22 protein-coding genes and 1 other annotated feature are annotated in these 22852 nt (G+C 37.8%); of the genes, 16 read left to right on the forward strand and 6 right to left on the reverse strand.

The window, feature by feature from the left end:
• The first annotated feature begins 244 nt into the window (after positions 1-244).
• The gene (locus MK805_RS04775) at positions 245-904 is read left to right on the forward strand and encodes a hypothetical protein (protein WP_240874133.1); all 660 of its coding nucleotides are present in this window, start codon (positions 245-247) and stop codon (positions 902-904) included.
• 89 nt (positions 905-993) lie between these two features.
• Positions 994-1659, forward strand: coding sequence for a DUF2953 domain-containing protein (locus MK805_RS04780; protein ID WP_240874135.1), 666 nt, complete (start codon positions 994-996; stop codon positions 1657-1659).
• A gap of 231 nt (positions 1660-1890) precedes the next feature.
• Here MK805_RS04780 and MK805_RS04785 read toward each other — a convergent pair whose 3' ends face one another.
• Both MK805_RS04785 and MK805_RS04790 read right to left on the reverse strand, forming a co-directional pair.
• Complete coding sequence (locus MK805_RS04785; RefSeq protein ID WP_240874138.1) at positions 1891-2901, reverse strand: terpene synthase family protein; 1011 nt, start codon at positions 2899-2901, stop codon at positions 1891-1893.
• A 13-nt stretch (positions 2902-2914) separates the two neighbouring features.
• Complete coding sequence (locus tag MK805_RS04790) at positions 2915-3256, reverse strand: hypothetical protein (RefSeq protein ID WP_240874140.1); 342 nt, start codon at positions 3254-3256, stop codon at positions 2915-2917.
• Positions 3257-4165: 909 nt separating this feature from the next.
• On the opposite strand from MK805_RS04790, the gene ytfJ reads away from it, so the two are divergent.
• On the forward strand, positions 4166-4600 hold the full coding sequence (ytfJ, locus tag MK805_RS04795; protein WP_240874302.1) for a GerW family sporulation protein: 435 nt from the start codon (positions 4166-4168) through the stop codon (positions 4598-4600).
• 266 nt (positions 4601-4866) lie between these two features.
• Complete coding sequence (locus tag MK805_RS04800) at positions 4867-5919, forward strand: lactonase family protein (protein ID WP_338057482.1); 1053 nt, start codon at positions 4867-4869, stop codon at positions 5917-5919.
• A gap of 67 nt (positions 5920-5986) precedes the next feature.
• Here MK805_RS04800 and MK805_RS04805 read toward each other — a convergent pair whose 3' ends face one another.
• On the reverse strand, positions 5987-6868 hold the full coding sequence (locus MK805_RS04805; RefSeq protein ID WP_240874145.1) for a glycoside hydrolase family 16 protein: 882 nt from the start codon (positions 6866-6868) through the stop codon (positions 5987-5989).
• A gap of 226 nt (positions 6869-7094) precedes the next feature.
• Between MK805_RS04805 and MK805_RS04810 the strand changes: the two genes are divergently transcribed.
• The 9 genes from MK805_RS04810 to MK805_RS17790 all read left to right on the forward strand — a co-directional run bounded on the left by MK805_RS04810 (position 7095) and on the right by MK805_RS17790 (position 15890).
• Positions 7095-8225: a D-alanyl-D-alanine carboxypeptidase family protein gene (locus MK805_RS04810; protein WP_240874146.1), complete on the forward strand. Its 1131-nt coding sequence runs from the start codon at positions 7095-7097 to the stop codon at positions 8223-8225.
• Positions 8222-8809, forward strand: coding sequence for a nucleoside recognition domain-containing protein (locus MK805_RS04815; protein WP_240874148.1), 588 nt, complete (start codon positions 8222-8224; stop codon positions 8807-8809). The genes MK805_RS04810 and MK805_RS04815 overlap by 4 nt, the downstream gene beginning before the upstream one ends.
• A 4-nt stretch (positions 8810-8813) precedes the next feature.
• Positions 8814-9347: a spore maturation protein gene (locus tag MK805_RS04820; protein ID WP_240874150.1), complete on the forward strand. Its 534-nt coding sequence runs from the start codon at positions 8814-8816 to the stop codon at positions 9345-9347.
• A 92-nt stretch (positions 9348-9439) separates the two neighbouring features.
• Positions 9440-10180: a pseudouridine synthase gene (locus MK805_RS04825; RefSeq protein WP_240874152.1), complete on the forward strand. Its 741-nt coding sequence runs from the start codon at positions 9440-9442 to the stop codon at positions 10178-10180.
• Between the two features lie 177 nt (positions 10181-10357).
• A complete protein-coding gene (gene resB, locus MK805_RS04830) occupies positions 10358-11920 on the forward strand; it encodes a cytochrome c biogenesis protein ResB (RefSeq protein WP_240874155.1) in 1563 nt (520 codons plus the stop codon).
• Positions 11917-13104, forward strand: coding sequence for a c-type cytochrome biogenesis protein CcsB (ccsB, locus tag MK805_RS04835; protein ID WP_240874157.1), 1188 nt, complete (start codon positions 11917-11919; stop codon positions 13102-13104). Before resB ends, ccsB begins: the two co-directional genes overlap by 4 nt.
• 36 nt (positions 13105-13140) lie before the next feature.
• Positions 13141-13869 (forward strand): response regulator transcription factor, encoded by a 729-nt coding sequence (locus MK805_RS04840; RefSeq protein WP_255724470.1) that lies wholly within the window; start codon positions 13141-13143, stop codon positions 13867-13869.
• Positions 13866-15665, forward strand: coding sequence for a sensor histidine kinase (locus MK805_RS04845; RefSeq protein WP_240874159.1), 1800 nt, complete (start codon positions 13866-13868; stop codon positions 15663-15665). Before MK805_RS04840 ends, MK805_RS04845 begins: the two co-directional genes overlap by 4 nt.
• Positions 15666-15758: 93 nt before the next feature.
• A complete protein-coding gene (locus tag MK805_RS17790; protein WP_255724471.1) occupies positions 15759-15890 on the forward strand; it encodes a hypothetical protein in 132 nt (43 codons plus the stop codon).
• A gap of 171 nt (positions 15891-16061) precedes the next feature.
• Here MK805_RS17790 and MK805_RS04850 read toward each other — a convergent pair whose 3' ends face one another.
• Genes MK805_RS04850 through MK805_RS04860 form a run of 3 tightly spaced genes read right to left on the reverse strand, consistent with a single transcriptional unit; the run spans position 16062 to position 19513 of the window.
• Positions 16062-16733, reverse strand: a complete 672-nt coding sequence (locus MK805_RS04850) for an SDR family oxidoreductase (protein ID WP_240874161.1) — start codon at positions 16731-16733, stop codon at positions 16062-16064.
• 49 nt (positions 16734-16782) lie between these two features.
• A complete protein-coding gene (gene serA, locus MK805_RS04855; protein ID WP_240874163.1) occupies positions 16783-18366 on the reverse strand; it encodes a phosphoglycerate dehydrogenase in 1584 nt (527 codons plus the stop codon).
• Positions 18359-19513 carry a pyridoxal-phosphate-dependent aminotransferase family protein gene (locus MK805_RS04860; protein WP_240874169.1) on the reverse strand — a complete coding sequence of 385 codons (1155 nt, stop codon included), beginning with the start codon at positions 19511-19513 and terminating at the stop codon, positions 18359-18361. Before MK805_RS04860 ends, serA begins: the two co-directional genes overlap by 8 nt.
• A gap of 57 nt (positions 19514-19570) precedes the next feature.
• Positions 19571-19796: a binding site (T-box leader), on the reverse strand.
• Positions 19797-20587: 791 nt separating this feature from the next.
• Here MK805_RS04860 and MK805_RS04865 point away from each other — a divergent pair.
• The 3 genes from MK805_RS04865 to rbsD are packed head-to-tail and all read left to right on the forward strand — an operon-like array spanning position 20588 to position 22851.
• Positions 20588-21595 (forward strand): LacI family DNA-binding transcriptional regulator, encoded by a 1008-nt coding sequence (locus MK805_RS04865; RefSeq protein WP_240874178.1) that lies wholly within the window; start codon positions 20588-20590, stop codon positions 21593-21595.
• The gene (gene rbsK / locus MK805_RS04870) at positions 21570-22481 is read left to right on the forward strand and encodes a ribokinase (protein ID WP_240874180.1); all 912 of its coding nucleotides are present in this window, start codon (positions 21570-21572) and stop codon (positions 22479-22481) included. The genes MK805_RS04865 and rbsK overlap by 26 nt, the downstream gene beginning before the upstream one ends.
• Complete coding sequence (rbsD, locus tag MK805_RS04875; protein WP_240874181.1) at positions 22456-22851, forward strand: D-ribose pyranase; 396 nt, start codon at positions 22456-22458, stop codon at positions 22849-22851. The genes rbsK and rbsD overlap by 26 nt, the downstream gene beginning before the upstream one ends.
• The last annotated feature ends 1 nt before the right edge of the window (position 22852 follow it).

A 22852-nucleotide genomic window follows, 5' to 3' on the forward strand; every position in this document is an offset into this window, starting at 1 on the left:
TAGGAGCGTAGCGACGTAGCGAGACAGAGGCGTGACTTTGCGCTTTAGCGCAGTAGCACGACCCGTACACTCGGTGTGCTTGTGCCCTAGTCTGAGGTGCATAAGTGCAACTAAGCCTCTGTCTGCGTCTTGAAAGGCAAGACACACCGGCAAGTTTTCTTTAAAAATGTTGACGAAATGAATATTGCTCGCTACAATTAATTGATAATAAATATCATTATCAATTAATTGTAAGGGAATCGATATGATGGAGACATTAGCCTCTTTACAACAAACAAAAGCGATACATCTAAATAAATTGTGGAAACTCGATGTACTTCAAACATTTTTAACCGAAATAACCTCTATTCTAAAGGTTCCTTCTAGCCTTGTAGCTGCTTCTCAATTTTCAAAACGGTATAGCTCTTATTTATTTTCTTTAAGTCTTAATCAATTGTTAACAAGTGGGAAATTTCCTTTGATTCAAAGAGATCGAGATTTTATCGAATTCAACTATCAGACAGGTGAGCTAGAGCTTATTATCCAAGAAAGTACAGTAAAGTATCAGGCGAAACATTGTTCCAAAATACAAATGGATCGTTATATTCAGCACTATTTTGCTGAACACTTGGTTCCATTATGGTCTTCTATCTCCCAACTTACGGGCATTAAAATGGATTTATTGTGGGAAAATACCTTCATTTATATTGCTTGGACCTGTTTAAATAAAACAAAAACACCAGACTCATATGACAATTTTATTTATTTAACTCGAGAAGCAGATGGAAGTCTATTTCATTTGTCAGAAAATCCTTTTACTGCTTTTCATGCAGGTGCTGTTCGCAATAAATGTTGCTTGTATTTTATGATGCCGGGTGCATCGGGTGTCAAATGCAAAAACTGTCCACTTGACTGTAAGAAATAGATTTGTTCAGTAGAATATTCCTACCAGTTTTTGCCGATCCTATATATAGGATCATTTTTTATTTATTTTAAAATTGGTGTGAGATATAAATGGGAATGTTTATTCTAATAGTAGTATTGGGATTAGGATTGTTGATTTATTTTTCTAAAATTAAAATCGAAATTAATTATAAGCGAACAGATAAACAAGATAAAGGGGAACTAAAAGTAAGGGCTTTAGGAGGTCTTCTTCACTACCGTTTGTCTATTCCTACTATTGATTTCAAAAATGTGGATAAGGGTGTAAAAGTAGAAAGTAACAAAGAGTCATCTACAGATAAAAAAGCAGAAGATACATTCATCAACAAAGATAAAATTGAATTCTTGTACGAGAATTATGAAGATTTATTACACCGAGTTAAATATTTCCAAGAGAGTGTTAGGTGGTTTATGAGTCGTGTACATTGTACGAAATGGGATTGGGAGACAAATGTAGGGACAGGAGATGCTGCAGAGGCTGGTGTATTAACTGGTATGATATGGGGAGTAAAGACAACGGTACTCGGATTTTTTAGTCATTATATTCAATGGGATAGCAGACCCCAAATAGAAGTAACTCCTTGTTTTCAACAGGCACTACTTGATACATCATTTGTGGCTAAATTTTCGTTTACATTTGGAAGTGCAGTGCGTTTTCTTTTGCTTTTATGGTTCAGATTTAAAAAAAGTAATAAAAAATCTCATATCCTTTCAACCCAACGAATAAGTAATATGTGATGGTAAAGAGTCTGTTAGCATACTCTTAGTGGATAAGATTTAGCCAGTTCACAAGTGAACAACAAAAAACACCCGTATAAGACGGGTGAATGATAATTCCAAAAATCTCTTTCTAAGTTAGAATGAAGTTGTTCGGGCTATATGATAACGAAAGGGAGAGAAAAAGCTTAAACAAAGCAAATCACTTATGCCAAACGAAGTGGTTGTGCAAGGGTAAGGTGAACTTTTCTTCTAGGAAATTTTATTAGTACCTTGGGTTAATATATATCTTTGAGACTTTTTTCCCACCCAGTCGACATGTCCTCTAATCCAAGATTGCAAGAGGCCTACATACTTGCTTACATCTTGATCAGTTTTTGATCCAAGAACAGGTATTTCTTTCTTTAAAACCAAAAACCGTTCTACCATTTTATTTACTCGTTCAATTACTTGGTTAACTGCATCTTCAACAGTGGTTTGATTTTGTTGTACCATTTGCAAAACCAAGTTATGATGAACTTCTTCTTGTAGAATCTCTTTACCATGCGAAAAGAGATCATTACAAAGGGTTATGTGCATGACAGTTAAATCTGTCATTTCTCTTAAAATAGGATGATTTTTCATTTCAATGGGTACGTTCATCTTTTCTGTGATATCTCCTAAATCCATGGAAGGATATACGGCACCAGAAAAATAGCGATTGCGAATATATTCTTCTTGAGAAGGGATAATATGAAACTGGCGATTTCGAGATTCCCAGACACAAGCATCAAAATATCCCTTCATTCCATTTATAAAATTTTCCTGCCACTGAAGATCTGGTTGATGTTTACAAATCCGATTCCAAAGTTCGCACATTGATTCAGCAATAGGATCTTGTGCATCTCTTGATAGGATGGTTCGATCAATTAACAGTTGTAATAGATAATCAAAGCGACGGCGGAGCTTTGTATAGTCTTGTCCGATTTCTGAAGTATCATTCAGATCATCAAGTAAAAAAAGCCATGCATTCCAATCAGAAACAATAAATTGTTCTTCTTTGCCAGCATTTGGATAGGCGTAAACCATTAACCAACTATAGCCATATGATTGAAACTTCCGCTCATCTTCAAAATTATCAAAAAAGCCAAAATACCTTACCCAATCATTCATGTGTTTTTCTGCTTCTACTCCAAATTCACATTCTTGAAAATCAAATGGAATATAAAGTTTTTTAATAATTTCTGGAATAGGAATAACCATATGTTGATAAATATTATTCACATCCTTATTCTAATTAGAAATGATACCGGGTTACAGTATCTTCAACACCTATAAACCAATGAGATTTTACCCCTAGAGAGTTAAATACAGAAATCAATTCACTACTTCTTTCGTCACTAATCATAGCTTCGATCGCTTCAGTAGTGGGGAAATAAGCTGTAATACTAAAGAAAATATCATTTCCCAAAGTAACTTGAAACAGCTCTGATTCTACTGGATTTACTTCACAATATTGGATCTTCACAACCCCATTGATCTTAATAGATTCTGGTAAAAACGCTTCCTTATATAATTTGATGAAGTGTTCCTTATCGGTATCAGGATTAGCTTCACAAAGTATCGTCAATGTTTTCATAGATGTTTTCCTTTCTGTTTCAATGGATATCTAGTTTAAAATACTTGAATCAAATCAATGGCTCATTCTTACTTATATAATATCAGATTTTTATTAAAGTTTGTTGTGTTAATCTTCACAATTAAATAGAAAAACACATCATAAAACCGTGGTTATGATGTGTGTGGTCAACACCAATCCACGGAGGCAGAAACAACGAGTTTAGCATGGTTTTCATTGAAAAATCATCCACTATGCTAATAGATGACCAAAAGTTATTTGCTAGGACTAATGAACTTTCATTTTTTGGTTTCATCGTAAATATGCGAAATACTTCTTAAAAACTAAATTTCTGACTCAATGAGGATCGAGTGGTGCTAAAAATCCAGATTGGATTATTTTACATCATGACCATTGGATTACTTTGTTTTAATTATTTGACTACTGATTATAATCCTCTGATTTACATTAAGAACTATCCATGGAACGGCAAGTAATTTATTTTCCAGATAAATTATGTAACAAGCTCTCATCTATATCCATTTGACAAACTTACCATGCAGTGAGTTGGTGATCAGATATAAATGAAACAGGAATACTTCAAGAAGATTCGATGCATGCAACACATTCAATTTTTAATGTTGGCGGGATATTGTAACTTTCTGCGTTTTGTATACCTTTATGTTCTTGAAATGTAAAACTAAACCTTATTTTCATTGTTACATTGCCCCCTTATTTGTAATGTATTTGATAAACAAATTATAATCGTTTGAATTAAATTTTTGTACCCATAAATATGAAAATTAATGACTAATTTGCATCTGAATATTCTTTTGCCATTGGGAAAAGCTAAATCTGATTTCAACATAAGGGTAGTTTGATCATGAAGGAGGATATAAAGTGTCAAACGAACATCCTATTCAAGGCTTAATGCAAACAGCTATGGAAAACCTCAGGGATATGGTAGATGTCAATACTATTATAGGTGCACCTGTAGAGACTCCTGATGGCCAAGTGATTATTCCAGTTAGTAAAGTAGGATTTGGATTTGCGGCAGGTGGAAGTGAGTTTTCAGCTGGAGTGAAGCCAAAATCGAATGGAAATGGAAATGGACATGAACCAGGAAAACAAGATGGTAAACATTTTCCTTTTGGCGGAGGTAGTGGTGGTGGAGTATCAATCACTCCAGTGGCATTTATTGTAGTTGGGGATCATGGTATTCGCTTGCTCAGTATGGATGGAAATGCACACTTAATCGATCGAATTTTTGACTTGGCACCAAACTTATTTAGTAAATTTGGCGGAAAAAGAAAAGCGGGGGTTTGCGGTACAGGGGAATCAGCACCCCAAACTCCTATCGATTAATTGTCGTTTCTATAAACCCGAGGTGATCACTTTTTACCTCGGGTTTTCTAGTTGAGGTACCAATAGGATAATACGTAAAATTATTTTCTGTTTTTTCATACATAACTGGGTATGAATAATACAAAATAAAAAATATACAGTTAAAACTATATGTTTATGAACTATAGAAATGTATAAAAGCGACACATAATTTCTTAATATATACTAAAGTATGTGTACATGTTTTTCGTTTACATATAATTCAGTTCTAAGTGAAGGAGTTAAGTATTATGGAAGGATCAAAATTTATTGGTTATGTAGGAACATATACAAACACAGAAAGCAAAGGCATTTATTCGTTTGAATTGGATGCCAAAGAAGGACAGATTGTGAATCTGAAGGTCGCAGCTGAATTGGAAAACCCTACTTATTTGGCGATCAGTTCAAATCGCCAATATCTTTATTCGGTAATAAAAGAAGGGGATATGGGTGGTGTTGCAGCATTTTCTATGGATGGTCAGGGTGAACTCACGTTTATTAACGCAGAGATGTCAGCTGGTTCCCCTCCTTGCCATGTGAGTGTAGACCAAGATCAGCGTTATGTTTTTAGTGCGAATTATCATAAAGGAACGGTAGAATCTCATCCTATCAGTTCAAATAATGGAATTATCTATCCGCCATCTTCTATTATCCATCATGAAGGTACTGGACCAGATCCGAGACAAGAAAAACCTCATACTCACTTTGCTGCAATGACACCAGATAATAACTATTTAGCTGTTGTAGAACTAGGAAGTGATTATTTGATTACTTATCAAATAGATGATAATGGACAATTAGAAGAAGTAAGTCGATTGAAAATTCGTCCAGGAAGTGGCCCGAGACATCTTGTTTTTCATCCTGAAGATCCAAATTTTGCTTATGTAATGACGGAATTTAGTTCTGAGGTCATTGTACTTTCTTACAATGATAAAAATGGGAGTTTTGCAGATATTCAAACAATATCTACTCTCCCAAGTGATTTTACTGAAAATAACCAAGGGAGTGCGATACATATCTCCAGTGATGGCAGATATGTATATGCAGGTAATCGTGGACATAATAGTATTGTTATTTTTGAAGTTGATGAGCAAACCAAAAAATTGACTTTTATAGACCGAACTTCTACAGAAGGAGATTGGCCAAGGGATTTTGTGTTGGATCCAACCGAGAAGTATGTAATCGCCTCCAACCAAAATTCGAGTAACCTCGTTTTGTTTGCGAGGGATGTAGAGACAGGAAAATTGAGCCTTTTACAAAATGACATCCAAGTTCCTAATCCTGTATGTGTAAAATTTTAGTTTTTATCACAAATAAAAATCAAACCCGCTTCTAGTTTTGAGAAGTGAGTTTGATTTTCTATTGCTATTATTCTCCTGTGTATTCATATGCTGCAACCCATGTGATCCAAATGGTTGCAGATGAATTTGGAGCGGCTTGTTCTCCATTTAAAGCACTTTCGGATTGGATGATCCAGGACATGGGTTGATCAGGAACTTTGGAACCTTCAGAAGTTCCAACTTCCTTTCCATCAAGGATAAATCTCACTTTTTCAGGGGACCATTCCGTTACAGCAGTATGCCAAACTCCATAAGGTTGTCCAGTATCAAAGGCATCTTGCTTTTTGCCATCTGGGTCTCCTTTGTGATGCATAAAAGCAGATATATTATCATCTAATTCGAGTTCAGGGAAGTCAATTTCACATCCTGGGCAGGAATTGTTATCATCTGGCCATTGCAACCAAGCTAGTTTGTAGCCTGGTGTTGTCTCTGCCTTAAAACGAATGACATATCGGCCATATTTTGATCCGGCGATTTTTTTTGGAACAACCGCAGCAACTTGATTTTCTCCACCATTGTTAAACATTTTAATCTTCATCACGCCATCCCCATTTGGCAGTGGTTCAATAGAGATAGTCTCTTCTGGATTGTAAATACCGCCTAATGGATACTTACGTTTTTTTGCAGTATCAGGCCATCCGTGCGGATATGCCCACCAGATGCTTTTTTGTGGCTCAGGAAGACCATTGCAGTAGGCGTTTTTAGGATCCATGGCGTTATGATCACAATCCGAAAATTTTCCAACTGGAACATATTGACCATTGAAGTTATCTGCAAAAACTTGCTTCCAGCCAGGTAAATTTCCTTTCGGCATAGAATTATCCACGTTTTTACTTGTGGTGGTAGATCCATAGGCAGGAAATAAGGTTACGATAAATATCAAACAAATGATCAAAAATTTCAATTTCATGCTTTCACTCCTGTGAAATCAAATTGATTTGAATAACCAATTTACTTGCTTGTATAAATGTTAGTATATTTCGAAATGAAAGTAAATGAATATTCCCTCTATTTATTATAGTAATTTGTCCTAATGAATAAATAAAGAACTTTGTGATCACATTGTTGGAAGTGGTCTATTTCTTTACTTTGTTCGCATAAACTGGTACAAACCCTAGCTGGGCGAGGTGAAACCAGTGAAACGATGGTACTATTTCGTCATAATCGCTGTAATATTGTTTGTCCCTATCTATGTTTATGCAACTCCCCCATTAGCGGGTTCTGCACAAGCTGCAATCTTGATGGATCGTGACTCTGGTAGGATATTATTTGCCAAAAATGCTGATAAAGAGATGAAGATAGCGAGCTTAACCAAAATCATGACTGCATTAGTGGCAATCGAACAATCCAAGTTGGACAGTATTGTCACAGTGGGACCAAATGCAGTTGGAGTTGAAGGATCTTCGATATATCTGAAAAAGGGAGAGAAAATTCCTCTTGAACATTTGTTGTATGGACTTATGTTGCGGTCTGGAAATGATGCAGCTACAGCAATAGCAGAACACGTAGGAGGTTCTGTAGAAGGTTTTGTATATTTGATGAACCAAAAAGCTAGTTTTCTAGGTTTACAGCATACCCATTTTACAAATCCACATGGTTTGGATCAACCGAATCACTATTCCTCTGCGAAAGATTTAGCTATCTTAACTAGCTATGCGTTAAAAAATCCTGTTTTTCAACAGATAGTCAAAACGCAAGTAAAAACAATTGATTGGCCTAATTTGGACTGGAATCAAAAATTTTACAATAAAAACAAATTATTACGGTTGTATCCTTGGGCTGATGGGGTGAAAACAGGTTTTACGAAACAAGCAAGAAGAACACTTGTTACTTCCGCTACGAAAAACGGAATCCAGCTTATAGCAGTTACATTAAATGACGGAAATGATTGGAACGATGCAATTGATATGTACAATTATGGATTTGCCAATTATAAAAAAGAAGTGATTGTAAAAAAAGGACAACTTCTTGCTATGATGGGTGTAACAAATAGGAAAAACAAAGAACTATATATGATGGCTGGAAAATCATTTTTATATCCATTAACCAAAGATGAAAAGAAGAAATTACGAATTCAAACGGTACAAAGCACCCCAACAGAAACAATACGGACAGACAATCAAGCAATCGGAATTGCTAAGATTTATTTGGAAGAACAATTAATTGGTTCTGTCCCCATATTGTCCGCATACCGTGACAAACCAACCTATTTTCAAAGAGTAGAACAAGTACTGTCTTCTGTCGTTGCTAGGGTGGTGGAACCATGATTCATTACATATGGATGTTTTTGCTGCTTAGTGGGGTAGTAGCGGCAGCTGCAAAAGGACGAATTGATCTAGTCACTTCTGCAACATTGACAGGAGCAAAAGACGCAATTACGGTTTGTTTTGGATTAATCAGCATTATCGTATTTTGGTTGGGGATGATGCAGATTGCCCAAGATGCAGGTTTAGTGAGAAAATTAGCTAAGTTATTGGGGCCCATTGCACGCTTTTTATTTCCTAGTGTTCCAGCAGATCATCCAGCTATGGGATACATTTTGTCAAATATGAGTGCTAATTTATTTGGATTAGGAAGTGCAGCAACACCTATGGGTTTAAAAGCGATGGAAGAGCTACAGAAATTAAATCCTGATAAGCAAACTGCAACACCGGCTATGTGTACACTCCTGGCTATTAATACTTCTGGTTTAACCTTAATACCTACCACCGTTATTGGTCTGCGTTTAAAATATGATTCCCTTAATCCTACTGAAATCATTGGTCCTACGATGATTGCAACTTTTATCGCTACTTCGATGGCAGTCCTTATTGACCGGTACTACCAACGAAAATATAGCAGAAAGGGATAAATTTATGTTTGAATTTATTACCTTAATATCCAAATGGATGTTGCCAGCTCTCATCGTATTTATCCCTTTATACGCGCTTTTTAAAAAAGTACCTATTTATGAGAGTTTTGTTGAAGGGGCGAAAGAAGGATTCCCTACAGTTATTTCGATAATTCCACACCTCGTAGCGATGATGGTTGCAGTCGCAGTTTTTCGTGATACGGGAGCAATGCAATTTTATTTACACCTTTTGTCCCCTATATCCAATTGGTTTCATATACCAAGTGAAGTAATACCAATTGGTTTGTTACGACCTATATCGGGTATAGGAGCACTTGCTTTTGTAGAGAGCATATATCGAGAATTTGGTCCTGATTCTTTTCTCGGTAAACTAGCTTCTACGATTCAAGCGAGTTCGGATACTACTTTATATGTTTTAACGGTATATTTTGGTGCTGTAGGGATAAAGCGTTCGCTCTATGCTTTAAAAGTTGGTTTATGGGCGGATTTCATTGGGTTTGTAGCGTCACTCGCCGTTTGTTCCCTCATGTTTTTGTAACATATCGAAAGATACGATGATTATCCTCTGCTAGTAGAAAACTAGCTTTTTTTTTGTGAAAAAAGTAACATAGGAAGCGAGGTGACAATTTGGTGGAACGTTTACAAAAAATATTAGCTCAAGCAGGTATTGCTTCACGTCGTCAGGCGGAAGTGTTAATACAAGAAGGAAAAGTACAAGTAAATGGTCAAGTGGTAACAGAACTAGGCACAAAAGTAGATCCAGATAGTGATCACATTTTGGTAAAAGGCAAGTTAATTCAAAAGGAACAAAAGCGAACTTTTATCTTTTATAAACCGCTTTATGTGATCTCTAGTATGTCAGACCCACAAAAGCGAAAAGTGGTACCAGACTTTTTTCGTCACATCAAGGAACGGGTCTATCCAGTTGGACGGTTAGATTATGATACGGAAGGGTTATTACTTGTTACCAATGATGGAGAACTGGCCAATCATTTGTTGCATCCTCGATTTGAAGTAGAAAAACAATACATTGCTACTGTAAAAGGAATCCCTGATGAAAATAGCTTAGAACAATTACGCAAAGGTGTTTATTTAGAGGATGGATTAACAGCGCCTGCAGAGGTAAAGATGATACAAAAAAAAGATGAGGATGCCAAAATAAAATTGACGATCCATGAAGGGCGGAATCGACAAGTCCGTCGAATGTGTAAAGCAATTGGACATCCTGTCATGCATCTTATCCGTACAAGATTGGCAAACCTTACAATCAAAGGTTTAAAACGTGGAGAATTTAGGGAGTTGACTTCTCAGGAAGTGAAAAGTTTGAAAAAGTTACTAAGTGGTGAACGAAATCGAAATAGGCAAAAATAATTTGACGCTACTTGTATAATAAAATAAAATTGCCATTTGCAAGCCTGTGGAAGGGTGCAAAGCTTTTATTATGCTCATCATTTGATTTATGGACACTGATGTTATCTTCTTTATGGGGATCCGTATAACATGATCAAAGAGAGTTTTGTGTAATAAGGTAGAAACTAGGTGCAGAGAATGATTGAAAATACAAAATGTGAATGTGGTCACAATAATCCTCTTGGAACAGTTCTTTGCGAACATTGTGGAAGGCCATTAGACGAGATTAGCGATAGCAAGGAAAAGATCGATAAAGAAATGAGATACGAAGGGAAAGCACGTCGTTCTCTTACTTATCAAACGTCCATTATGGATCAAGTATGGAACTTTTTTTCTTCGGTGAAAATTGCAATCGTCCTCATTATTATCACATTGATCATGTCTGGTATTGGTACGATTTTTCCACAAGAGCAGTTTATTCCTTCTTCGTCACCAGATACATACTATGAACAAACGTATGGAACGCTTGGAAAGTGGTTTTATCAATTAGGATTTTCTGATATGTATTCTTCTTGGTGGTTTGCTACATTAATGTCGATGATTGGAATTTCCTTAGTGATCTGTAGTTTGGATCGTGTTATTCCTTTGTATCGGGCACTTAAAAATCAAAAAGTAGCAAAAAGTACCGTTTTTATTGAACGGCAACGTATTTCATTAAAAGAGAATATGCTTGAGGACGTTCCTGCAAAAATAGATGATTTAGCAGATAAATTAGCTGCAAAAAGATACCATGTACGAAGAGAAGGCAATACACTGCTTGCTGAGAAAGGTCGTTTTAGTAGATGGGGCCCTTATATTAATCATATTGGGCTTATTATTTTCTTAGTTGGGATTTTATTGCGCTATTTACCTGGATGGAATCTAGATGATTATGTCTGGGTGCAAGAGGGACAGACTGTTCGTGTTCCCCAGACTCATTATTATGTGAAAAATGAAGGATCGTCGATAGAGTACTACAAAAGTACAGAGAAATCGAACAAGGGTCCGATTGTTAGTAAATATAGAACAAAAGCTGTATTATACCAAAAAGATAGTGCTGGAAAACTGATCCCTCTGACGAAAAAAACAATTTTAGTCAATGATCCATTGAACTACCAAGGTTTAAAATTATATCAATCGGATTTCCGTTCTGGAGACTTGACAGGGATTAAGTTTTCGCTCATTGATCGAAAAACGAAGAAGAATCTTGGGGTGTTTTCCGTAAATCTTTCCCAGATTTCGGAGTCACAGATATATAAAGTGGGAGACTTGCGAGTAAAAATCAAAGACTATTACCCTGATTTTGCGATTGAAAATAATGTTCCTGTTACCAAATCCCAAGATCCAAATCAACCAGCTTTTTTGTTTGAAACGATAGAAAAAGGCAAAACAAAAGGGGAAAATTCCTTAGTTATTTCTGGGATGAATTTTCCAAATCCCAAAAGTAATAAATACGATATTGGGCTTGCTGGATTTGACATGGTTAATACAGCAGGGCTTATGGTTCGAGTTGAAAAAAGCCTGCCTATTTATTTAATTGGTGGAATTATTTCCATGATAGGTTTAGTCATGGGCTTTTATTGGCAACATCGAAGAGTATGGATCAGAGTTCAAGACAGAATATTGTATTTAGGAGCACATACAAATAAAAATTGGTTTGCGCTTCGTAGGGAGTTATCACAGATCGGCTTTAGCCATCTAGTGAAGGAGATAGAAAAATGACTACCGTAATGAATAATCTCTTATATGGGACATTTATCTTATATCTGGTTTCTGCAATCGTTTTTGTAGTTGTAGCAACAGAGTCAAAAAATCGTTCCAAAGTGTGGAGAAGACTCGCCATCATTCTCAGCATTGCAGGGGTAGTGATCCATGTAGCATTTATGATTACAAGAATTGTGATCGGCGGTCATTTTCCAACTAGTAATATGTTTGAGTTTATTGCTTTTTTGTGTTTTGCTTTGGTGCTGGCGTTTATTGTTATTTTTGCAATATACAGAACCTATGTATTAGGTGCATTTGTAATGCCATTGGCAGTGGTGTTACTGGCTTATGCTGCTGTTTTTCCACGAAATATTCAACCCTTGATTCCCGCACTTCAAAGCCACTGGTTATATATTCATGTGACTACTGCTGCTCTGGGACAAGGTGCTTTTGCTGTATCCTGTGTAGCAGGATTAATTTATCTCATTTATCAAGTTGGGAAGGGCGAAAAGCCCAAACATGCAAAGTATTTGGAGATGACTTTGATTATTCTTGTTATGCTAGTCGGATTTTCAATTGCTTCCTTGCTCTTCCAAACATTTGGATACCAAGCAAGCTTTATCCATCAAGTGAATGAAAATCAAGTGATAGAAGAGTATAATTTACCGCCAATTGTTGCCCCAAATGAAAGTAAAGCAGTAAAAGTAGATCAATTTCTAAGTTATCAAGGTCCTCTATTTGAAGCACCTTCTTGGATGAAAGGAGAAAAAGCAGCAAGTAAATTTAATTCTGTAATTTGGGGAATTGTGGTAGGATTAGTTTTATACGCTATCTACCGAGCTATCGCCAGAAAAAATCTCTATCAATTGCTCTATCCTCTGGTGCGAAAATTAGATCCAGAGTTATTAGATGAGATCAGCTATCGTGGTGTAGCCATCGGGTATCCTCTCTTTACATTGGGGGCTCTTATATTTGCAATGATTTGGGCAAATGAAGCATGGGGAAGACCATGGGGATGGGACCCAAAAGAGACTTGGGCATTTATTACTTGGATGTTCTATAGTGCGTATCTGCACTTGCGGTTATCTCGAGGCTGGGTTGGTATGAAATCTGCTTGGCTAGCAGTAGGTGGGTTTGTTATCATTATGTTGAATCTGATAGTTATAAATCTTGTTATTTCTGGCCTCCATTCCTATGCTTGAGAATGGAGATGGAAGAGTTCGTAAGAGGTGAATGTATTGGCATCTAATGAAGGCAAAACTTATTCTATCTTAGTCGTAGATGACGAAGATCGCATCCGGCGTTTGCTTAGGATGTATTTGGAACGAGAAGGTTATGTTATTGAAGAAGCAGAAGATGGGGAAATAGCAGTCCAAAAAGCATCTTCACAAAATTACGATCTCATCTTATTAGATCTGATGTTACCAGGTATGGATGGTTTGGAAGTTTGTGCAGAGATTAGAAAACATAAAGCTACTCCCATCATTATGTTAACAGCTCGTGGAGAAGAAACAAATCGAGTAGAAGGATTCGAAGCTGGTACGGATGATTATGTAGTCAAACCCTTTAGTCCCAGAGAATTGGTGCATCGCGTGAAAGCTGTACTTCGACGTGCATCTGCAACCGCATACTTATCTACGAATACGGAAACACATAATGTTATTGTTTTTCCAGAACTTACAATTGATAACGATGCTCATGAAGTAAAAGCAGGCGGCAAATCAATCTCTCTTACACCTAAAGAATATGAGTTACTGTATTACCTAGCACAGTCACCCGATAAAGTATTTACCCGTGAAACTCTGCTGCGTGATGTATGGAATTATGAGTTTTTCGGTGATTTGCGAACCGTTGATACTCACGTGAAACGGCTTCGAGAAAAATTAAATCGTGCATCCAATCGTGCAGCATCGATGATAACTACAGTTTGGGGTGTAGGTTATAAACTAGAGGTGCCCAAAGAGTGATTTTAAGAAGTGTTGTCGGGAAACTGTGGCTTACGATAATTATTTTGGTTTCACTCGTGCTGATTCTTCTGAGTTTGTTTTTAAATCAACAAGTGGAAAAGACATATGTGCAAGACCAACAAATTAGTCTAAGTAAGCTAGCAGATGTCGTACAACGCAAATTAAACAGTACGATGATTGATATGCCTAACTATGTTGCTAATACGATTGCCATTGCCAAACAATTTAATACACACGTAGTTGTTGTAGATCGGAATGGGAATGTTTTACCTACTCTATCTTCTTTTGAAGACTCTATTCCAAAAACACTAATTCAAAAAGCCAATTTACCATACATATTAGCTGGAAATAAAAGCGTAGCCGTTGGGCGTATTCCATCAACGGAATCCATTTTAACAAGTGCCTTTCAAAAAAATGATGTGTTTTTAGTTGGAGTTCCATATAAGAAAGATAATAAGACGATTGGTGCGATATTACTGTATCAAACAAAAGATCAGTTGAGTGTTTCGGATATCAAACACTGGATCTTTTACTCTGCTCTCATTGGTATTGCTTTAACTACTGTTTTTGCTTTCTTCTTGTCAACACGTATTACCCAACCACTGATTCAAATGCAAAAAGCAGCTGAGAAAATGGCTCTTGGTCAATTCTCCACTCGTGTTCGAGTCAGGCCGCATGAACGCGATGAAATAGCTGATCTTGCGATCACGTTTAATCGTATGGCTCGACAGTTGGAAGAATCCATTAATCTTTTATCTCATGAGAAGGAACAGTTGACTAGTATTTTAAGAAGTATGGTTGATGGAGTATTGACCATCAGTGCTTCAGGTAAAGTCATTGTTACCAATCCACCTGCTGAAAGATTGTTAACTCTATATGATTTTCCGCATTCCCGTTTACTTCCGCCTCCACTGGAAACCGCATTTCGCCAAGTATTGGAGGAGGAGAAAGAGTATCAGGGAGACATTACGGAACAAGGAAGAACTTGGTCTGTTGTCATGACCCCATTATATGCGAGGAATCAAGTGAGGGGAGCAGTAGCAGTTCTTCGAGATGTTACAGACGAACGGTTACTAGAAAAGTTCCGCAAAGATTTTGTGGCCAATGTTTCCCATGAACTCCGGACACCGCTCGCTATGTTACAAGGATATAGTGAAGCATTGTTAGACGATATTGCAGAAACACCAGAAGTCCGACACGAGATTGCTCAAGTGATTAATGATGAGTCACAACGCATGGGTAGATTAGTCAGTCAGCTGCTTGATTTGGCGAGGATGGAAGCTGGATATATTGACTTAGAACCAACATTTATCTCTCTACATCCATTTATCACCCGGGTATGCCGAAAATTTGCAAACTTGGCAGAAGAGCAAAAAGTTGAGTTAACAAGTGATTTCCACAATCCATTGCCTGAAGTTTTTTGGGATACGGACAAAGTGGAACAAATTTTGACTAACTTAGTTGGAAATGCAATACGACATACACCAGAAGATGGTACCGTTACGGTAAAAGTTTATTGGGAGAATGACTACGTTCATCTTGATGTTGTCGATACAGGAGAAGGAATACCAGAAGAAGACTTGCCATTTTTATTTGAGAGGTTCTACAAAGCGGATAAATCTCGGAAACGGGATAATGCTTCTGGAACTGGACTCGGATTGTCGATCGTAAAACATTTAGTCAAAGCGCATGAAGGCGATGTTACTGTTCGAAGTAAATTGGGTGTGGGGACAACGTTCTCTGTTCAGTTGCCAGTAGAGGTAAAGCTGGAGAACGACGAGGAGTTAATAGGATAACGAAAAAAGATGTTGGTCTATCCGTGACCGACATCTTTTTTTGTAAATATCTCAAAGGGAACAAAAACTATTTTCTATTGTTGTGTTACTATAATGATAAGCTCACTAGTTGGAAAAGGTAAGACGAATGCGACGATTTCTGCGCTTTCTTCAGAGTTGGTTGTCCAGGAAGGACGTTGTGACCTACGGATCTACCACAGCACCTCAGATCGTGATCTGCTCTGATAAACTTAATGAGATCAAAATGGGTCCGTGGACGGTGCAGGTGGTGAATCAAGAGCCCATCCGAAAGGCAGCGCCTCCTGAATGGGAGCTTTGGAACGCGGCTAAGTGAGAAAAGACCGGCTTGTATCTATTTCTTCAATAGATCAAGTCGGTCACTCGTTTCAAAACATTTTAAGGAACTTGTGGGCGCATCACGATTTGGCCATAGATGACTTCTTTAGGAGAAGATACAACTATTAGAACCGTTTCTGCGACTTTTTCAGGTGGCAGAGCCCAATCTTTGGGAGTGCCAAAACTCGTTTTAATGGATCCAGGACAGATGGTGGATACGCGTACATGATGAGGTTTTAACTCTTGGGTAAGTGCATCTGATAGAGCCATTAATGCAAATTTGGATGCACAGTATCCTCCCCCTCGGGCAAATGCTCCTAGACCTGCACCACTTGAAATATTTACAATATGGCCTTTTGTCGCTTTCAAGTGAGGGATAGCATATTTGCAAGTAAGAAAAGGCCCTTTGCTATTTACATCAAGCATCTCATCCCACTGTTCTTCTGTTAATTCATCGACTGGAGCAAAATGTCCAACTCCAGCATTGTTTACTAAAATATCGAGTTTACCCCACTTTGCTATCGCCTGCTCGATGACATCTTTTACTTGGTTTTGTTTGGTGATATCACAAGCTATAGGGAGAATTTGCTCAGGTGCTATTTCGGTTAATTTGTTTAAAGATTCTTTATCCCGAGCAGTAGCAACCACACGATATCCTATTTGAACAAATTGTTTTACAATTTCATAGCCTACTCCTCGACTTGCTCCCGTTACAATAGCTACTTTGCTCACGATGGTTCCTCCTAATACAATCGTTTATAGGGCTATTATAACGTAATCACTAAAGCTCTATCACTTGAACTCCATTTACTACCCCGCACCCACGTAGATTTTCAAGAGCATCTTCGTCAATACCTTTGTCTATTCCTAGCAGCATAATGGCTTGTCCACCGATTGTTTCTCGACCAACTTGCATCGTAGCAATGTTTACATTGTCGTTTCCGAGGATTGTCCCAACTTTTCCAACAACCCCTGGTTGGTCTTGATGAGTGATGTGTAGAATATGCCCTTCTGGGACAACATCAACGGAATATCCATTTACTTTGGTGATTCTAGCTCCAAATCCATTTAGTAATGTACCAGAAACCGTAGTTTTCCCTCTGCTGGTTGTAATATCTACTGTTATCAATTGTGTAAATCCATGACTAGCAGTGGATTTTTTTTCAAGAACTTCAATTCCACGATTTTTTGCCACATGTGGGGCGTTTACTTGGTTAATTCCATCAAGATGCTCTGAGAGTACGCTGCTCAGTAAAGCTCGTGTTAATGCGGAAACTTCAAGGTCTGCTACTTCTCCACCATAGGAAATAATCATTCTTTGCAGGGCACCAGCTGCCAATTGGGAAGCAAATTTTCCTAGTTTTTCTACTAACGGCAGGTAAGGTCCTATTTTCCTTTGTAATTCAGCTGATAGAGAAGGAAGATTTACTGCATTTTTGAATGGTTCGTCTCGGAGTATATGCAGTACTTCTTCTGCAACGTCAATAGCTACATTTTCTTGTGCCTCTACGGTAGAAGCTCCAAGGTGAGGCGTGACAATAACTTGTGGTAAGACAAAGAGTGGGTGATCAGCAGCAGGTGGTTCTTGTTCAAATACATCCAACGCAGCTCCCGCAACTTTGCCAGATTGAATAGCGGCGACAAGTGCATGCTCATCAATAATACCACCACGAGCACAATTCAAAATACGAACTCCATCTTTCATCTGATGAAAAGCGTCACTATTGATGAGATGACGGGTTTGTTTGGTTAAAGGAGTATGAACAGTAATAAAATCTCCTGCCCGTATAGCATCTTCAAACGAAGCTTTTTGTACACCCAGTTCTTCGGCACGGGCAGCAGTCAAATAGGGATCAAACGCGACGACATTCATCCGAAAAGCTTTTGCTCTGCGGGCCAATTCTGCACCAATACGTCCTAATCCGATGATGCTTAATGTTTTTCCATTAAGCTCCACTCCAACGTACTCTTTTCGTTTCCATTCTCCATTAACGGTGGAACGATAAGCTTGTGGAATATTTCGGGACAGGGAGATGAGCATTGCAAAAGTGTGCTCAGCGGTTGAAATCGTATTTCCATCTGGAGCGTTCATCACGATAATGCCGCGTTTTGTAGCAGAGTCAACATCGATATTATCTACACCTACTCCAGCTCTGCCAATTACTTTCAATTTATGAGCTCTTTTTAGTACTTCTGCGGTCACTTGTGTTTGACTACGAACGAGCAATGCATCTGCGTCTTCGATTTCGAGTAAAAGTTCGTCAGGGGTCAATCCTGTTTTTTTCACCACTTGTACATCTGTTGCTTCTGTAAGAGCAGCCAATCCTAAATCGCTTATATTATCTGTTACCAATACTTTAAACATAAGTAGATAAAACCTCCTCAGCAGCTTGTATTGCAGTACCAAAAGACAGGGCTACATTTTGTTTCTTTAAGGAAATCTCAATTGCAGATAGAACAGGTAATACATCTAAGGGGTCACAGTAGCCCATATGACCTATGCGGAAGATCTTTCCTTTTAAATGTTGCTGCCCTCCTGCGATGACAATTCCCATATTTTTGAGATCACTTCGAAGGCTTTCACTATTCCAACCATCCGCTTGATATACAGATGTAACAGTTGGAGAAGCATCTTGGTCACTTGTCATTAATGGCAGGGAAAGAGCACGAATAGCACTACGGGTCATTTCTTTCATCACTTCATGACGTTTGAAAATTTTAGGCAATCCTTCTTGTTCCAGTAGCTCAAGTGAGGCATCAAGTCCAAATAATAAAGATACTGCAGGAGTAAATGGAGTCGTACCTTTTATTAGATTATCGCGGTAACGTCTGAAATCGAGATAAAACTTTGGATTTTTATTTTCTTCAATTACTTTCCATGCTTTTTGGCTGACTGCTGCAAACGCCAATCCAGCAGGGATCATCAACGCTTTTTGTGAACCAGCAACTGTGATATCGACTCCCCATTGATCCATCTCAAATGGTACAGCACCTAAGGAGCTAACAGCATCTACGATGACAAGGGCATCCGAATGTTCCTTGACAATAGGGGCTAATTTATCAATTGGATTTAAAACTCCTGTAGATGTTTCACATTGAGTAAAAAAGACAGCTTTCGCGTTTGGGTTTTGTTTCAACATGTTTTTTACAGCTTCAGGTTCAGGAGTTTTTCCCCATTCTACATCTAGTCTTTTTACAGTAACACCATATTCTGTCAATATTTTTGCAAAACGATCCCCAAATACACCTGTTACCACCACGATCGCTTCTTCTTTAGGTTGGACTGTATTGATAACAGCTGCTTCAAGTACAGAAGTACCACTGCCAGTAAATAAGAGAGGGGGTTCATTCGTACCAAAAAAAGGTTTTAAGCGTTCGCTTACTTCATTAATAAGTGTACTGGCTTCACCGCTTCGATGACCAATCATTGGCTTATTCATAGCAGCTTGAACTGCTGGTGGTATCGGAGTTGGACCTGGAATGCGAAGATTGATTTTGTTTGCTATAAACATAAGACAAAATTCCTCCTTAAAATAAAAAAACTCGTTCCAATCACCTACTGTAGGTAGGTGAGGGACGAGAGACTCGTGGTGCCACCCTCAAATCATTGTTTGCTCACGCAAACAACCTTGATAAGTCAGTTGACTTAGAGGTAACGGATCTACCGTATTTGCCTACTATATTCTTTCAGCAAATCACTCCAGAGTGCTCCATCAGGTTAGGAATACCGATTTACACCAACCATCGGCTCTCTTTGATTCCTATTTCCTCATTTGGCTCTTTCATCGCTTTCGTATGAAGTTGTGCTTACTTTAACACGAATAAGAAAAGCATGTCAATGCACTTTTTAGAAAAATAGGTCCATAATAAAGAACATTTATCATGAATTATAGTGATAATGTTCGCTTTTTTAGTGTTTGTAGATATTTTAAATTGGTATTGCTGGATAAAAGTAACTTTTTTTTGACTAGCGCAAACACAAAAAACCAGACAGCAGAACCATCTGGTAAAAGCAAAACAAATCAAAGCAAATTACATAGAATGGTCAAGCATCCATACATGGTCATTCTGCGTTTCAGCGATCACTGGTCGCAGTTACTGGTAAGCTCAATCGCATCCTGTTACCGATGCGAATACGTTTTTTTAACCAACACTACTGTGTTAGCTAAAAGGACGTATCCGTAACCGTAACGGGGAAACGATTTGTTTTCAAAACATCATTTGTTTCCTTCCCGTGTAACGCGTCCAAAAAGATCACGCTTACTCCAAGAAGTCACCAGAAAGTATGGGTAACACATTCCAAATTTATTATATGATAGAGAAACGTTCTGATCAATCAGAAAATGCTGTGTGTTTGTGATCAGCCACGTCAAAAAGCTATAAAAATGAAGAAAATAAAATATAAATATAAAAACACCAAAAATAAATCAATAAAAATTTACTATTTTCCTTTCTTGTAATTATAATACAGAAATATTTTTTATCTGATTTTAAAAATATACTTGACTAAAAAAATATACGAAGATATAGTATATGTAACCGGTTTCATGTAACCGGTTACATAAGGAAAGGGAGGTGTAAAGAATTTGGCTACTATTCGTGATGTGGCGAAGTTAGCCGGAGTTTCTGTTGCCACTGTATCACGAGTGATAAACAAAAATGGTTATGTCCATGAAACTACGAAACAGAGTGTAGAAGCAGCAATATCCCAATTAAATTATCGTCCAAATGAAATAGCACGAACACTATATAAAAAGAATTCAAAACTCATTGGACTGATCATACCAGATATTACAAACCCTTTTTTCACAGAATTAGCAAGGGCGATAGAAGACACTGCTCATCATTATGGATACACTGTTGTCCTCTGTAATACAGATGAGATTTTAGAGAAGGAAAAGCATTATATTGAAGTATTACAGCAACGGCAAGCAGACGGGTGCATTATGATTATTAATGAAAAAGTAACGCATTCTAACCTGCAACAAGATTTTCCTATTGTCGCCTTAGACCGTCCCATTCATGCAGAGATTCCTTTTATTCATGCTGATCATTACCAAGGGGGGCAACTTGCAGCTCAGATATTGCTGCGAAAAGGATCTAAACATTTGGTTCATATACGAGGTCCAAAGTATTTAGATTCTGCTGAAGCTAGGTATCAGGGATTTTTGGATATCGTAAAAAAAGAAAGCGTCTCCTATCACATCTTGGAGAGCTCCTTTCAACCAAGCAATGATGAACGGTTAATTAATGACCTGTTTGATCGTTTTCCAGAAACAGATGGAATATTTGCAGCAAATGATGTGATTGCAGTATCTGCTTTAAAAACGGCATTGCGTCGGGGAATTGCTGTACCGGAAGAATTACAAATCATGGGTTATGATGGGATTTTGTTTGGGCAGTTATTCTATCCATCCATTTCCACTATCGCACAACCCATCTATCAACTTGGCGAAAAAGCAACCAAAATATTATTGCAATGGATTGAAACGAAAACTTGTGATCCGTTGGTTAGTTGTTTACCAGTTGAATGGATAGAACGTGATACGACTCGAAAGGAGTTATTGGATGAGCAACATAGTAATAATCGGTAGTATGAATATGGATTTAGTTGTGATCACTTCTCGACGCGCTCATCCAGGAGAAACTATTTTTGGAGAAGAATTTCTTACTGTTCCTGGAGGAAAGGGAGCCAATCAGGCAGTTGCTGCTGCTCGATTAGGAGCAAAAGTCCACATGGTTGGTGCAGTAGGAAATGATTCGTTTGGAGCATCCATATTTCAGAATTTGAAAAAGGAAGGGATAAACACAACGAACATTCAAGTTCTGTCTGATGAGAGTACAGGTACCGCTCACATCACAGTTGCAGAAGGTGATAATACGATTATTGTTATCCCAGCAGCAAATGCAAGGCTATCTGTGGATATCATACAATCGATTCGAAAATTAATAGAAGATGCTTCTATCGTAATTCTTCAACTGGAAGTTCCACTTACGACAGTAGCTTATGCAATCGACCTTTGTAATGAATTGCAAACTCCTGTTTTGTTGAATCCAGCTCCAGCTCAAGCTTTGCCGAAGGATATGATAGATAAGGCAACTTATCTTACTCCTAATGAACATGAAGCAAAGATACTTTTTCCTGATGATGAATTAGAAGCAGTCTTAAAAAAATATCCAAATAAATTAATCGTTACCGAAGGTGAAAAAGGTGTTCGGTTTTATGATGGAGAGCAGTTAATACACGTTCCAGCAAGAAACGTTGAGGTAGTTGATACTACTGGAGCTGGAGATACCTTTAATGCCGCATTCGCTATTGGTCTAACAAAGGGATACAAATTGAAAGAAGCGATTGAGTTTGCCAACTTAGCAGCAGGATTATCAGTGGGCAGGTTAGGTGCACAAGCAGGAATGCCTACATTGGAGCAATTAATTCAAGTTCAAGGTGAGATGGATGAAAAAAATAGGCGTCATCAATAGCGAGATATCTACTGTATTGGCACGAATGGGGCATACCGATACCATTGTAATAGCAGATAGCGGCTTACCAATTCCCGGACATGTAAAAAGGATTGATTTGGCAGTCGATCTAGGAAAACCTGCATTTATTGAAGTGTTACATGTTGTTTTAAGAGAGTTAGAAGTAGAAAAAGTAACGCTAGCTTCTGAAATAAAGCAATATAATCCGAAGTTATTTCGACAAGTTGAGTCTATTTTTTCTGATCAAGGCAAATCATTTGTTTCGCATGAGCAGTTTAAAAAAGCATGTCATGAGGCGAAAGCTATCATTCGGACAGGTGAAAACACCCCATATGCAAACGTTATTTTACATGCAGGGGTGATCTTTTAAG

This window comes from Shimazuella soli (assembly GCF_022511585.1).
Classification (GTDB): domain Bacteria; phylum Bacillota; class Bacilli; order Thermoactinomycetales; family Thermoactinomycetaceae; genus Shimazuella; species Shimazuella soli.

Bases quoted from the DNA above. Each gene is read 5' to 3' on its own strand.
- MK805_RS04775 (WP_240874133.1), top strand. From the start codon at position 245: ATGATGGAGACATTAGCCTCTTTACAACAAACAAAAGCGATACATCTA.
- MK805_RS04780 (WP_240874135.1), top strand. From the start codon at position 994: ATGGGAATGTTTATTCTAATAGTAGTATTGGGATTAGGATTGTTGATT.
- MK805_RS04790 (WP_240874140.1), bottom strand. From the start codon at position 3,256: ATGAAAACATTGACGATACTTTGTGAAGCTAATCCTGATACCGATAAG.
- ytfJ (WP_240874302.1), top strand. From the start codon at position 4,166: ATGCAAACAGCTATGGAAAACCTCAGGGATATGGTAGATGTCAATACT.
- MK805_RS04805 (WP_240874145.1), bottom strand. From the start codon at position 6,868: ATGAAATTGAAATTTTTGATCATTTGTTTGATATTTATCGTAACCTTA.
- MK805_RS04815 (WP_240874148.1), top strand. From the start codon at position 8,222: ATGATTCATTACATATGGATGTTTTTGCTGCTTAGTGGGGTAGTAGCG.
- MK805_RS04820 (WP_240874150.1), top strand. From the start codon at position 8,814: ATGTTTGAATTTATTACCTTAATATCCAAATGGATGTTGCCAGCTCTC.
- resB (WP_240874155.1), top strand. From the start codon at position 10,358: ATGATTGAAAATACAAAATGTGAATGTGGTCACAATAATCCTCTTGGA.
- ccsB (WP_240874157.1), top strand. From the start codon at position 11,917: ATGACTACCGTAATGAATAATCTCTTATATGGGACATTTATCTTATAT.
- MK805_RS17790 (WP_255724471.1), top strand. From the start codon at position 15,759: ATGATAAGCTCACTAGTTGGAAAAGGTAAGACGAATGCGACGATTTCT.
- serA (WP_240874163.1), bottom strand. From the start codon at position 18,366: ATGTTTAAAGTATTGGTAACAGATAATATAAGCGATTTAGGATTGGCT.
- MK805_RS04860 (WP_240874169.1), bottom strand. From the start codon at position 19,513: ATGTTTATAGCAAACAAAATCAATCTTCGCATTCCAGGTCCAACTCCG.
- rbsK (WP_240874180.1), top strand. From the start codon at position 21,570: ATGAGCAACATAGTAATAATCGGTAGTATGAATATGGATTTAGTTGTG.
- rbsD (WP_240874181.1), top strand. From the start codon at position 22,456: ATGAAAAAAATAGGCGTCATCAATAGCGAGATATCTACTGTATTGGCA.